Genomic DNA, 13,935 nt, shown 5'->3' on the forward strand with positions numbered 1-13,935 from the left:
ATAGGGCATATCCTTCATCTTAATTATTTGTTGATTAAATTATCAATACGTTCTATGTAATCTTTAAGCAAAGGATTTGCTTTCGCGGCATCGTGCATACTTTTCGTTGCATCAATAAATGGTTGCTTATCCACTTTTACAAATTCTACACCCAATTTATCTTTCGCTTCTTGGGTAGTTTCAGCAATCATTTTTTGCCATAAACCTTTGTGATACATCATAGAATCATCCGCTGCTTTCTTAAGTGCCTTTTGCTGTTCTGGTGTTAATTTATCCCAAGATTTTTGACCGATAACAAGAACATCCGGGATCATTGTGTGTTCATCTTCACTAAAGTATTTTGCCACTTCACCATGACGAGCTAATGTTAAAGCTGTTTGATTGTTTTCAGCCCCATCTACAACTTTTTGTTGCAAGGCAGTATAAAGCTCGCCATAGGCTAAAGGCGTTGGTGATGCACCCATTAATTTCATCATTTCAACTGCGGTAGGGCTTGGTTGAACACGAATTTTCATGCCCTTAAGATCGATAGGAGATTTAATAGGTTTATCGGCATAAAAACTACGTGCACCACCATCATAATAGGTTAAGCCAATAAACCCTTTGCCCTTTGATGAATCAAGGATTTTTTGTCCTACTACAGGATCAAGTAGTGCTCTATAGTAATGCTCCACATCATGGAAAAGATAAGGGATGTTGTATGCCCCGTAAGATGCCTCAAAGGCCTCTAATTCGCTTGAATTCGATTTTGCCATATCCAGTGAACCGGATTGTAATAGCTCCATTGACTCACGCTGTGTACCAAGCTGACTATTCGGATAAATACGGACTACGACCTCACCATTAGTCAATTTCTTCACCTCATCCGCCATATATTGCATTGATATATGTACAGGGTGAGTTTTGTCATTGTTATGACTTAATTTCAATACCGTTTTTGCTGAGGCTGAAAACGATATTCCGGCAGACAATACCAATATTAATGCACAAGAAAGAATATTTTTTTTGATTTGCATAATGCATCTCCCATAGTAGATAAATTGAAAGCACTCCCTAACAACTCGGATGTTGCAAAGATGATAGACCAAAAAAAACAAAGTGGTCAATCCAATCATTTCAAATTGGTGATCCAGATCACAATTTCAAATAAAAAAACTTGCAGAAAAATGATTTTCACCCATAATTGGTTTACCAATTAAACTTAAAGATGAATAGAGGAACTATTAATGAATAAATTCATATCAGCGATAAACCGAGCTTTATCAACGCTTTGTATTGCTTTGAGCTCATTTTTAGTATGTTGTGTTGTCTGGCAAGTTTTATCTCGCTATATCCTTAACACTCCGAGTACTTATACTGATGAAATCGCTCGTTTTCTCTTCATTTGGGTCGGTTTGATGGGAGCAGCTTATGCATTAGGGCAAAAGAAACACCTTGCGATAGATCTTTTAGTAAGTAAATTAGAAAACTCCCCTACTAATCAAAATCGTTTACAACTTCTCATTAATTTTATCAGCATTGTATTTGCTGCAATTATTATGTGTTATGGAGGATCCAAACTTGTTCTGGATACCATAAGCCACGGGCAAATATCACCAGTACTTGGAATTCAAATGGGGTTTGTTTATCTTGCTATCCCTTTAAGCGGATGCTTTATGTTGGTTTATTTAATCAGAGATATTATCGACAATATCCGTAATATGAACGCAATTTCATTATCGACTTTAGATCGCCAAGGAGAATAAAATGGAATGGTCAAATATTATTGTACTTTGCTCAAGTTTCTTTATTTTACTCTTTATTGGTGTACCAATTTCATTTTCCATTGGTATAGCCTCACTCCTTACTATTATGCTCTCGATGCCATTTGATGCTGCGATTGCTGTAATTTCACAAAAAATGGCATCAGGATTAGACAGCTTTTCTTTACTTGCTATCCCTTTCTTTATTTTAGCCGGAAATATTATGAATCGCGGTGGTATTGCAATGCGCTTAATTGAATTTGCAAAAGTCATTGGAGGGCGTTTACCAGGCTCGCTTGCACACGTAAATGTATTGGCAAATATGATGTTTGGTTCAATCTCAGGTTCTGCCGTAGCATCCGGTGCAGCAATGGGAGGTATTATGTCTCCATTACAAAAGAAAGAGGGTTATGATCCATCTTTCTCAGCGGCAGTCAATATCGCCTCGTGCCCAACCGGCTTATTGATTCCACCAAGTAACACATTTATTGTCTATTCCTTAATTTCAGGCGGCACATCTATTGGCGCATTGTTCCTTGCGGGTTATATTCCCGGTATTCTAATGGGGCTATCCATTATGGCTGTTATCGCTGTCATTGCGAAAAAAAGAAAATACCCGGTATCCCCAAAACCAACCCGATCTGAAGCCGTGAAAAAAACGCTTGATGCGTTACCAAGTCTTGGTCTAATCATTGTAATTATGGGAGGAATTATTGGAGGGATTTTCACTGCAACGGAAGCATCTGCATTTGCAGTCGTCTATACTCTTATACTTGCTGTCGTTTTCTACCGTGAAGTAAAAATCAAAGAGCTACCAAGCATTATTTTAGACTCAGTAGTTACCACTGCCATTGTTTTACTTTTAATCGGCACATCTATGGGGATGTCTTGGGCAATGGCCAATGCCGATATTCCTTATACGATCAGCGATGCCTTATTAAATATCTCAGATAACCCGATTATTATTCTTTTAATCATTAATATGATTTTACTAGTCGTAGGAGTCTTCATGGATATGACTCCCGCCTTACTCATTTTTACCCCAATATTTTTCCCTATCGTAACAGAATTAGGTATGGATCCCGTGCATTTTGGTATATTAATGGCATTCAACCTTTCTATCGGTATTTGTACTCCTCCAGTCGGTAGTGCGCTATTTATTGGTTGCTCGGTTGGCGGCGTTAAAATTAATCAAGTCATTAAACCATTACTTCCATTCTATTTTATGCTTATTTTAACGCTGTTATTGGTTACTTATGTACCTTCATTAAGCTTAGCCTTACCACAAATTTTATTAGGTTATTAAATAGTGCGTTAGTAAAATAATATGAAAACGGTTAAAAATTGGCGATTTATAAAAGATCATAATCATCGTATTGATATTGCTTGTGAACATGGTTTCCAACTTCATATTTTTGTATTAGAGAATGATAATGGTGGTGAAATTATCACTGTAGAGGATCCATTAGAAAGAATACCATTATTTTTAAGGGCGGGAAGTATTATTCCTATGGTAAGAAAAGGTCATAAAAATACATTATCAGATGACTCTCGTGAATTATTAACTATGCCTTTTGTAAATCAAGGGGAAAGAAAAATTACTATTTTTGATGATGATGGCGAAAGTTTAGATTATCTAATAAGGTAACTATTTGAAACTCAATATTCATTTAAAATGAACTAACCAAAGGGGTAGAACTCATTTTGGAAAAATCAGGTGATTATTTACCTCAATATACTGAAATTAATTTCTGTTTCCCAAAAAATGAAAAAAGAGAATGCATCATTAATGGTAAATTAACCAGCCGAAATTATAAAATGAATTTATTAAATTGGAACTAGGAAAAACTTATGAACTTCAATGACTTAAGATCCTACAAAAAAATAGGAAATAAATTAAAAGAGCAACTTATTAATCGTCAATATCAAGTAGGTGATAAATTACCTGCTGAGCGTGATTTGGCTGAGCACTTTAATGTGAGCCGTACAGTCATTAGAGAAGCCTTAATTATGCTTGAAATTGAAAACCTCATTGAAGTCCGTAAAGGTTCTGGTATATATGTGATTGCATTACCACAACATACAGCAAGCAATGATGATTTTTTAGATAAAGTGGATGTAGGCCCTTTTGAGTTGTTACAAGCACGTCAATTATTGGAAAGCAGTATTGCTGAATTTGCTGCATTGCAGGTAACACGAGCTGATATCACAAAGCTAAAGGATATTTTAGCGACCGAACGTAAAACCCTTGAACAGGGAGATGAGGATTATGTTGCTGATGAGGATTTTCATCTCACTATTGCTGAAATAACGCAAAATGAAGTGATAATACAAATGCAAAAAGCATTATGGGATCTCCGTGTGAATAGCCAAATGTGGAAAGGCTTACACACTCATATTCCAAACCAGAGTTATCGCTATCTCTGGCTACAAGATCACGAGAATATTATTACCGCTTTGCAGAGAAAGGATCCTGCAATGGCAAAAAAAGCAATGTGGCAACATTTAGAAAACGTTAAGCAAAAACTTTTTGAGTTATCTGATGTAGATGATCCGAATTTTGACGGTTATTTGTTTAATATAAGTCCAATTGTTGTTGATCTTTAAAAATATGAAAGGAGTTTAAAAATGGAACAAACATGGCGCTGGTATGGACCAAAAGATCCGGTTTCTTTATCCGATATTCGACAAGCTGGGGCAACCGGTATTGTAACCGCACTTCATCACATTCCTAATGGTGAGGTTTGGAGTATTGAAGATATTGAAAAACGGAAGTCTGAAATAGAAAATGCAGGATTAACCTGGTCTGTAGTAGAGAGTGTGCCAGTTCATGAAGAAATTAAAACCCAAACCGGAAATTATCAAAAATGGATTGATCACTATAAACAAACCTTACGTAATTTATCACAGTGTGGCATTGATACTGTTTGCTACAATTTTATGCCGGTTTTGGATTGGACAAGAACAGATTTGGCTTATGAATTGCCGGATGGCTCAAAAGCATTACGTTTCGATCATATCACCTTTGCCGCATTTGAACTCTATATTTTAAAACGTCCGAGTGCTGAAAATAGTTACAATCAGGAAGAGATCACCGCGGCAAAAGCCTACTACGATAAAATGACGGAAGCAGAAATTCATCAGCTTACCCGAAATATTATCGCTGGGCTTCCTGGTGCGGAAGAAGGTTACACATTAGATGAGTTTCAAAGTCAATTAGATCGCTATCAGGATATTTCTCCTGAAAAATTCCGTACTCACTTAGCTTATTTTTTAAATGAGATCGTACCGGTTGCACAAGAAGTTGGCATTAAAATGGCGATTCACCCAGATGATCCGCCCCGCCCGATTTTAGGTTTACCGCGAATCGTTTCAACTATTGAGGATATGCAATGGTTTGTGAAAACCCAACCTTTACCTGCCAATGGTTTCACGATGTGTACCGGGTCTTATGGTGTACGTTCTGATAATGATTTAGTGAAAATGACGGAGCAATTTGCCGACAGAATTTATTTTGCTCATTTGCGCTCAACCCAACGCGAGGATAATCCTCTCAGTTTCCACGAAGCCGCTCACCTAGAAGGGGATGTGGATATGTTTAATGTTGTGAAAGTTTTATTAACCGAAGAGCAGTGTCGATTAGATAAGGGAGAAACTCGCTTAATTCCTATGCGTCCGGATCATGGTCATCAGATGTTAGATGATTTACATAAAAAAACCAATCCAGGCTATTCCGCAATTGGTCGATTAAAAGGTTTGGCAGAATTTCGTGGGTTAGAAATGGCGTTAAAGAAAGTTTATTTTAATAAATAAATTCATCAAGGATAGGGACAATTTTTCTCCTTATCGTTACATTTACTATCCCTTTAAAAGGAAAATATATAAAAAGAGCGGTCATAAAAACACGGATTTTTACGACCGCTCTTTTTCTTAAATATTCACAGGTTTTACTATTTCGCTTGGATAACAACCTAGAATTTTTAAGTAATTACTATGATTTTTCAGCTCTTCCAACGCATCTTGAGTATTGGGATGATGGATATTCGCTTCAATTTCCAAATAAAACATTTCTTCCCAAGGTTTACCATAAATAGGACGGGATTCAAGCTTCGTCATATTAATTTGATATTTTTTAAATATAAAAAGTGCATCAGCCAAAGAACCTGCTTGCTGCGGTGTAGTTATCAACAATAAAGTTTTAGTGTGAATTTGTGGGGAAACTTCGCGTGCTTCCCTTGATACGACAATAAAACGGGTAATGTTATTTTCTTGGTTCGCAATATTCGTTTTCAATACACTTAAGCCATATAACTTTCCACCGTCTTCATTACCCAATGCCGCGATATTCGGTTTATTCAGACTTGATACTAACTGCATAGCATGAGAGCTGCTTTCACAATATTCAATATGAACACGATCTAAACTGTGAATAAATTGACTACATTGTTGAATCACTTGCGGGTGGCTATACAACGTATCAATTTGTCTCAAATCTATCGTATCGTTCACTAAAACACAATGTTTAATCGGGTAAGCAAGCTCGCCAACAAGGGACAAATCCGTATGCTGAAGCAAATCATAGACCTCATTAATTGCTCCTGATGTCGTATTTTCTAAAGGAAGAATACCAAAATCCGCTTCACCATTTTTCACCTTTTCAAATACTTGCTCAAAAGATTGACACCCGAGTTCTACAAACTGCTTTTGATAACGTGCAGCATAATTACGCGCAGCTAAATTAGAATAAGATCCCCGTTTCCCTAAAAAAGCAATGTGCAAATTTTGGCTGCGTTGTTCATTTAGCCTATTTTGTAAATATACTTGCTGAGTTAATACGGAATCCTCAATAATCTTTTGGAAAATTGAGATGATATATTGTGCTTCAAGTTGATAATTTTCATTCTCTGAAAATTGTATAAGCTCTTGCAGAAGTTGTTGTTCCCTCTCTTCATCACGCAAAGCTTTCTGCGTTACTTCCTTACTTCTCGCAACATCAAAAGCCAAACGATGGCGTTCGGAAAGCAACTTCAAAAGATTGCGATCTATTTGTGTAATTTGCTGTCGGATTTCAGATAATTGTAAAGCCATAATCATCCTTATTTAAAAGTTACTGCATCTTTAGGCTCGTATTTTAATGCATCAAGCGGCGCTTTCTGTGAATGTTTCCAAATATATTTTGCCAGCACTTCGGCATCAATAAAGCCCGTATTTAAGAAGGTTGGATTTTTAGTGACAACAGGGTAACCATCACCGCCTGCAGCATTATAACTTGGTAAAGAAACACGATAAGTTTTCGTTAAATCCAATGGTTTCCCCTGAATTTCCACGTTTTCCACTTTTTGAGCTACTTTATTTACCACCATAGAAATACCGGAATATTGCGCATAAGCCCCTGAATCAACCTCTTTTAATGCAACAACATTCAAATAATCAAGTAATTCTTTACCTGTTAAATCCACATAACTCACAATGTTACCAAATGGATGCACTTTTAAAATATCGCGATAAGTTACTTTACCCGGTTGAATAGAATCACGAATACCGCCTGAATTCATAATACCAATATCTGCCCCGGCACGTTCACGCTGAGCTTCTGCTATTAAATGGCCAAGGTTGGTTTGTTTAAAACGAATAACATTACGATCACCTTCCAATTTGCCTTTTAACTCTCCGAGTTCACGTCCTAATAATTCATCACCTTTATTTTGATAGGTTTTTAGCAGTTTTTCCATTTCCGGATCTTGAGGAATGATTTCACCATAATTAACATATTCGGCTTTGCCGTCTCCTTTTGTTATTTTCTTCTTCAAATTCACCGGAATTAATTCATAGCTTACAAGCTTCAATTCGCCATTTTTAAACTCAAAATCTGCTCGTCCAACATATTTCCCCCACTCATAAGCCTGCATAATCCAAGTTCCGTTTTGATAATCCGGCTTGCAAGCTTGTGTTGGTTTATAATCCTTAATCCATACACCTTTTTCGTCCACACAAACCGGATCGTGGCTATGCCCGCCAACAATCATATCCAATACGCCCTTATCTAAATTGCGAGCAAGCGATACATCACCCGGTGCATTGGAGCCATACTGTACATCGTAATAATATCCCATGTGGGTTAATGCAATTTTTACATCCGGTTTTTCTTTTTCATTTAACGCTTTTAACGTTTCTTTTGCGGATTCCATCGGATCCCTAAATACCACATTCCCTGTATATTCAGGATTACCAAGTTTTGCCGTATCTTCTGTCGTTAAGCCGACAACAGCTATTTTCAATCCCTGTTTATCTAAAACAATATAAGGTTTTACAAGAGGTTGATCCGTTTTCTTGTTTATCACATTAGCCGATAAAAATGGAAAGTTGGCCCAAGATTCTTGCATAGCAAGCATTTGTAGTGGATTATCAAATTCGTGATTTCCTAATACTGTCGCCTCATAACCCATAGCATTCATCGCTTGAATATCAGGTTCAGCATTTTGCATATCAGATTCAGGCACGCCGGTATTGAAATCACCAGCATTTAATAAAATAACCGAGCCGCCCTTTTTTTCTACTTCTGCTTTCACTCGATTAATAATTGTTTTTTGTGCAGGAAAGCCATATTCACCTTTATTATTAGGCCAGAAATGCCCATGGGTATCATTAGTATGAAGAAGTGTAAAGTGGTAAGTTTTATCCTTCTCATAGGCCATTACAGCAGATGTTGTTAAAATTAAAGGTAAAATTGTGAATAATTTTTTCATGAAAAAACTCATCTTAAATTAACCGCTCTTTACAGAGCAATAGAGCAAATAAAAAGCTATACTTCTAGGGAAGTATAGCTTTTTAACCGAAAACAATTAAATCAGTACTTGAGCCGGTGTTACATATCCAAGCGGTGCTTGTTCTTTATCCTCAAAGGTAACAAATTCCCACGCTTCCTGATTTGCAATTACCGCCCTAAGCAATTTATTATTTAGACCATGACCTGATTTATAGGCCTTAAAATCACCGATAATGTTATAACCCGCCATATAAAGATCCCCAATAGCATCCAACATTTTATGACGAACCAACTCATCTTTAAAACGTAGCCCTTCTTCATTCAAAATACGGTAATCATCCAATACAATTGCATTATCTAAACTACCTCCAAGTGCCAACCCCTGGGATTGAAGATATTCTATATCCTTCATAAAACCAAAGGTTCTTGCTCTACTGATTTGATGAACAAATGCTTGTGCTGAGAAATCCATCACGTAATTACACACGTTTTTACCAATAGCAGGATGCTCAAAATCAATTGTAAAATCTAAACGGAAACCATTGTAAGGCGCAAATTCAGCCCATTTATCGTCATCTTCTACCCGCACTTTTTGTTTGATACGAATAAATTTCTTCGCTGCATTTTGTTCTTCAATACCAGCATCAAGCAATAAATAAATAAATGGGCTTGAGCTACCATCCATAATAGGAATCTCAGGCGCATCAACTTCAATAATAATGTTGTCAATGCCAAGACCTGCCAATGCAGCATTCAAGTGTTCAACTGTCGAAACACGAACTCCCTGCTCATTGACAAGTGCGGTACAAAGCATCGTATCACGCACAGAATCTGCATTTGCAGGAAAAGTTACCGGCGGATTTAAATCAGTACGACAGTAAATCACACCTGTATTTGGCACTGCCGGACGTAATGTTAGAGTCACCTTTTTGCCACTATGCAAACCGATACCAGTTACTTTAACACTTTGTTTTAATGTTCTTTGTTTAATCATCATTTTCTACCTTATTGTTTCACAACAAGATTTTATTTGTTACTTATCATTTTGATCTATTTCGTTTGGATCAAACTTCTTAAAAGAGGATAGACGCTCAGTGATTGGTCTTTCCAATCCACTACGATAATCCGTTTGTTGCAGATTTCTCTCAGGAGAACGTATCGGCTCAGGCTGCCTAAATGTTGTAATAGGTTGTTGTTCTTGTGTTCTCAGTGGAATCGCCTGCGAATTTCCATCTACAGGTTGATGAAGTGGCGATAATTGCTGAGCAGTTTTTTGAACCTGAATGGTTTCATTTGGCGTAATTTCACCTAAACCTGTTGCAACGATAGTTACGCGAATTTCATCACTCATTTCCGGTATTAATGTTGTTCCAACAACAATAGTTGCGTCTTCTGAGGCAAAACTATGAATCGTATCCCCTACTACATTAAATTCATCAAACGCAATGTCAAAACCGCCCGTGATATTGATCAAAATACCCTTAGCATTAGTTAAATCAACTTTTTCCAATAAATCGTTGCGTACCGCAATTCTCGCCGCTTCCTCTGCACGACCTTCACCCGGTGCACCGTGTGCAGAACCAAAGCCAATCATCGCTTGTCCCATCTCTGACATAACGGTTCTCACGTCTGCAAAGTCAACGTTAATCATGCCTGGAGAGGTAATCATATCTGAAATACCCATCACAGAGTTACGTAACACATCATTCGCAGCAGCAAATGCATCAATTAATGTTGCATTTTTAGGGAGAACTTTTTGAATTTGCTGATTAGGAATAATGATCATTGAATCAACATATTGAGCAAGATCCTTAATACCTAACTCTGCAAACTGCATACGCTTTTTGCCTTCAAAAGCAAATGGTTTAGTGACAACCGCAACAGTTAAAATACCTAATTCTTTTGCAACTTTAGCAACAATAGGTGCCGCACCTGTACCGGTACCGCCCCCCATACCAGCAGCAATAAAGACCATATCGGCACCTTCAAGCATTTTACGGATTTCTTCCTGATCATCTTCCGCTGCTTTACGGCCTACATTAGGATTCGCTCCGGCACCAAGACCTTTTGTGGTCGCACCGCCAATTTGCACCGTTTGTTGAACTTGGCTTTTCCGCAATGCTTGTGCATCGGTATTCACAGCATAGAAAATAATTTTTCCATGCTCTTCGCTATCTAGAGTATTTTCACCAAGAAAAGTACCGCCAATGTCTTGTTTAATCATATTGGCAACCATATGGTTTACAGCATTACCACCACCGCCGCCAACACCGACAACCTTAATCAGTGCACCTGACTGCTCTTCAAAATCACCATAATCTGGATATAACATTTGCGTTCTCCGTTCTGCTAATACTCTGCTAGCATATTAATAAAGTTAAATTGTTTCGTATTGTAGATGAAAATTTAAAATAATCAAAATTCTGACCGCACTTTATTGGCGATTTTTTTAATTCCGGACCAAATTGTGCCAAAAATATTTCCTTCTGAATAATTATCACCGCCGATTAGATCATCATCACTATTACTATGACTATACTGTAACAATCCTATTACTGTTGAATATTGTGGACGGTTTACATAATCCGTCAATCCGGTAATATTTAATGGACTGCCTACCCGCACTTGGCAACCAAACACATCCATCGCACACTCTTTTAAATCTTTAATTTGTGCACCACCACCGGTAATGACAACCCCGGCAATTAATTCAAATTTAATATGGTTACTTTCTAAATTCGCTTTTAGCTTATCTAATTCGTCCTTCACAACACCGAGAAGTTCCGTATAACGTGCGGAAGTGATTAAAGATAAATCACTTGTAGTTAAAGAACGGGGAGCGCGACCGCCGATACTGGCAACTTCAATCTTTTTATCACCGTGTAAACGTGCAGGATATACGGCACTTGCATAGTTCACCTTAACACGCTCAGCTTCTGCTCGCGAAATAGTGCAGGCGTGGGCAATATCATTAGTCACAATGTTACCAGCGTAGGGGATCACTTTACTAAAACGTAAAGCACCCTTCGTGAAAACCATCACATTCATTGTACCCGCACCAAAATCAATCAAGCAGACACCAAGATCTTTTTCATCTTCAGTTAAAACCGAATGGGTTGCAGCAAAACCTGAAAATACAACTTTATCTACTTGTAAACCACAGCGTTCTACTGCTTTTTTTAAATTATTTTGCCAATCTTGGTGACAAGCAATTAAATGTACATGGGCATTCAAACGAACGCCTTGTAAACCAAGTGGATTTTTAATATTTAATTGGCGATCTACCGCATATTCTTGTGGGATAACGTGTAATAAAGAAACACCTTCCGGCAATTTAATCGTACTTGCATTATGTAAAGCAGAATCAATTTCATCTTGCGTCACTTCACTCTCGCCAATGGGAACAAACCCACTTTCGTTTAAACTTTGAATATGTTCGCCGGTAATTGCTAAAGTGACACTCATAATCTGGCAATCCGCCATTGACTCTGCCGATTCAATAGCACGTTGAATAGAATTCACAACAGCATCTAAATCCGTAATACTTCCACTGTCAATTCCCTTTGATGGGCAGCTACCCACTCCCAACACATTGACTACACCGTCCGGTAATACCTCTCCAACAACAGCGACTACTTTTGATGTACCAACTTCAAGTCCGACAATTGCCTTTGTTTCAACTACTTTTGCCATATTTTATTACACCCACTGAATCTTATTCATCCGTCATTCCGACTGCTGCACCCGATGTATATCGTAAATCGACATAGTCAATTCGTTTGCCTTCTTCTACTTCAATTTGTGGATAAATTGTCACAAAACGTTCGAGTTTTGATTTCCATTCCCCACGCCCTAATTTCAACACTATATCATTATCAAGTGTAACTTGCCACGCACCGCGCGCATCAATCGTAACACCTTTTACATTTAAATTTTTTGCTTTAAAATCAGCATAAATCTGATTCCACGCCTCAAGCACTTTTGGGCTCTGATAATCAGGACCGCCTAAATGAGGCAACACTTTATTTTTTAAGCGCTCCATCGGTAATTGAAAAACAGCCCCATCCTTTGTAACAAATTCAGTTTTATTCCAAATTGCAACAGGGCTATATTCAGTTAACCAAATGCTTAAACGATTTGGCCAAACTTTACGAACAACAGCGCCTTTTATCCAAGGTAAGGTTTCAATTTGTTCTTGAATAACTTTAACATCCTGTCCCCAGAAACCTTTTAAGGCACCCATTTTAAGCAAAACATCCTGAACATCCGCATAATCAGTAAATTCAGTTTTACCGACAATCGCATAAGCACTAATCGGCTTAGAATCAAGACTCTCTAACCAATTTTGCCAATTTGAATAAACAACATACCCAAATCCGATACATAATATGGCGATCAATAGACGAAGTTGTAGAAAATATTTAAACTTTGATTCACCATACCGAGTATTTGGCGTGCCTTTACGTTTCAGCACATTCATTGCGCACTCAACTCCAGAATTTTCACAACAAGTTGCTCAAAAGAAATGCCTGCCGTTGCAGCCGATTTTGGGAACAAACTATGGCTGGTCATTCCCGGATTAGTATTGACTTCCACCAAACGGAAATCCCCTTTCGCATCACACATCACATCAATACGGCTCCAACCACGGCATCCCACAGCATCATAAGCCTGCTTAACCAATGTTGCCAATGCTTGCTCACGTTCTGCAGTTAGCCCTGCCGGACAAAAATATTTCGTATTATCGGAAATATATTTTGCCTCATAATCATAAAATTCGCCTTCCGGTACGATGCGAACCGCAGGTAATACCCGACCATCTAACACAGGCACAGTTAATTCATCACCGGCAAGCCATTCTTCAATTAAAATGGTGTTATCAAATTTAAGCGCAAATTCAACCGCACTTTTTAAATGTTCTACGCATTTAACTTTTGTTAAACCTACACTAGACCCCTCTAAAGAAGGTTTAACCATTAACGGTAGCCCCAATTTTTCTACGACTGCTTGCGGATCTAATTGAGTAAAATTATCACGAGTGACGACTTCCATTTCCGCAACAGGTAGGCCAAACGCCTTCCACAACATCTTGGTACGCATTTTATCCATCGTCAAAGCCGATGCCATTACGCCACAGCCGGTATAAGGCAAACCGATTTGCTCTAATAAGCCTTGCATGGTTCCGTCCTCACCACCACGACCATGTAAAATATTAAATACACGATCAAAACCGTCTTTTTTAAGGTTGATCACATCATATTCTTTCGGATCAATAGCATGGGCGTTATAACCTTGGCTAACAAGCGCATCTAAAACCGCCTTACCGGAATCTAAAGAAACTTCACGTTCCGCGGATGTCCCACCTAACAATACAGCAATTTTTTCTTGTTTTAAATTCATCTTATATCCTATTCACCACAATTAACT

12 protein-coding genes and 1 pseudogene are annotated in these 13,935 nt (G+C 37.9%); 5 read left to right on the forward strand and 8 right to left on the reverse strand.

Annotated features, from left to right (window positions below):
- Positions 1-23 precede the first annotated feature (23 nt).
- Complete coding sequence (locus A3GE_RS0109730; protein ID WP_018357069.1) at positions 24-1,016, reverse strand: TRAP transporter substrate-binding protein; 993 nt, start codon at positions 1,014-1,016, stop codon at positions 24-26.
- Between the two features lie 210 nt (positions 1,017-1,226).
- Between A3GE_RS0109730 and A3GE_RS0109735 the strand changes: the two genes are divergently transcribed.
- From A3GE_RS0109735 to uxuA, 5 genes and pseudogenes are all read left to right on the forward strand, one after another.
- Positions 1,227-1,745, forward strand: a complete 519-nt coding sequence (locus tag A3GE_RS0109735) for a TRAP transporter small permease (RefSeq protein WP_018357070.1) — start codon at positions 1,227-1,229, stop codon at positions 1,743-1,745.
- Position 1,746: 1 nt separating this feature from the next.
- Positions 1,747-3,048: a TRAP transporter large permease gene (locus A3GE_RS0109740; RefSeq protein ID WP_018357071.1), complete on the forward strand. Its 1,302-nt coding sequence runs from the start codon at positions 1,747-1,749 to the stop codon at positions 3,046-3,048.
- A 126-nt stretch (positions 3,049-3,174) separates the two neighbouring features.
- A pseudogene (locus A3GE_RS12490) lies at positions 3,175-3,584 on the forward strand (DUF5110 domain-containing protein); the annotation flags it as partial.
- 9 nt (positions 3,585-3,593) lie between these two features.
- The gene (locus A3GE_RS0109750) at positions 3,594-4,349 is read left to right on the forward strand and encodes an FCD domain-containing protein (RefSeq protein ID WP_018357072.1); all 756 of its coding nucleotides are present in this window, start codon (positions 3,594-3,596) and stop codon (positions 4,347-4,349) included.
- 21 nt (positions 4,350-4,370) lie between these two features.
- Positions 4,371-5,555 carry a mannonate dehydratase gene (gene uxuA, locus A3GE_RS0109755; RefSeq protein WP_018357073.1) on the forward strand — a complete coding sequence of 395 codons (1,185 nt, stop codon included), beginning with the start codon at positions 4,371-4,373 and terminating at the stop codon, positions 5,553-5,555.
- Positions 5,556-5,672: 117 nt separating this feature from the next.
- Here the strand turns inward: uxuA and A3GE_RS0109760 are convergent, their stop codons facing one another.
- The 7 genes from A3GE_RS0109760 to A3GE_RS0109790 all read right to left on the reverse strand — a co-directional run bounded on the left by A3GE_RS0109760 (position 5,673) and on the right by A3GE_RS0109790 (position 13,908).
- Entirely contained in the window at positions 5,673-6,830 is a 1,158-nt protein-coding gene (locus A3GE_RS0109760) for a chorismate mutase (protein ID WP_018357074.1), read from the reverse strand.
- 8 nt (positions 6,831-6,838) lie between these two features.
- Positions 6,839-8,488 (reverse strand): bifunctional UDP-sugar hydrolase/5'-nucleotidase UshA, encoded by a 1,650-nt coding sequence (gene ushA, locus A3GE_RS0109765; RefSeq protein WP_018357075.1) that lies wholly within the window; start codon positions 8,486-8,488, stop codon positions 6,839-6,841.
- Between the two features lie 96 nt (positions 8,489-8,584).
- On the reverse strand, positions 8,585-9,502 hold the full coding sequence (lpxC, locus tag A3GE_RS0109770) for a UDP-3-O-acyl-N-acetylglucosamine deacetylase (RefSeq protein WP_018357076.1): 918 nt from the start codon (positions 9,500-9,502) through the stop codon (positions 8,585-8,587).
- A 39-nt stretch (positions 9,503-9,541) separates the two neighbouring features.
- Positions 9,542-10,840, reverse strand: a complete 1,299-nt coding sequence (gene ftsZ / locus A3GE_RS0109775; protein WP_018357077.1) for a cell division protein FtsZ — start codon at positions 10,838-10,840, stop codon at positions 9,542-9,544.
- Between the two features lie 83 nt (positions 10,841-10,923).
- A complete protein-coding gene (gene ftsA / locus A3GE_RS0109780; protein ID WP_018357078.1) occupies positions 10,924-12,201 on the reverse strand; it encodes a cell division protein FtsA in 1,278 nt (425 codons plus the stop codon).
- Positions 12,202-12,223: 22 nt separating this feature from the next.
- The gene (locus A3GE_RS0109785) at positions 12,224-12,988 is read right to left on the reverse strand and encodes a cell division protein FtsQ/DivIB (RefSeq protein ID WP_018357079.1); all 765 of its coding nucleotides are present in this window, start codon (positions 12,986-12,988) and stop codon (positions 12,224-12,226) included.
- Entirely contained in the window at positions 12,985-13,908 is a 924-nt protein-coding gene (locus tag A3GE_RS0109790) for a D-alanine--D-alanine ligase (RefSeq protein ID WP_018357080.1), read from the reverse strand. Before A3GE_RS0109790 ends, A3GE_RS0109785 begins: the two co-directional genes overlap by 4 nt.
- Between the last annotated feature and the right edge of the window lie 27 nt (positions 13,909-13,935).

The organism is Rodentibacter pneumotropicus DSM 21403 (assembly GCF_000379905.1).
GTDB lineage: Bacteria > Pseudomonadota > Gammaproteobacteria > Enterobacterales > Pasteurellaceae > Rodentibacter > Rodentibacter pneumotropicus.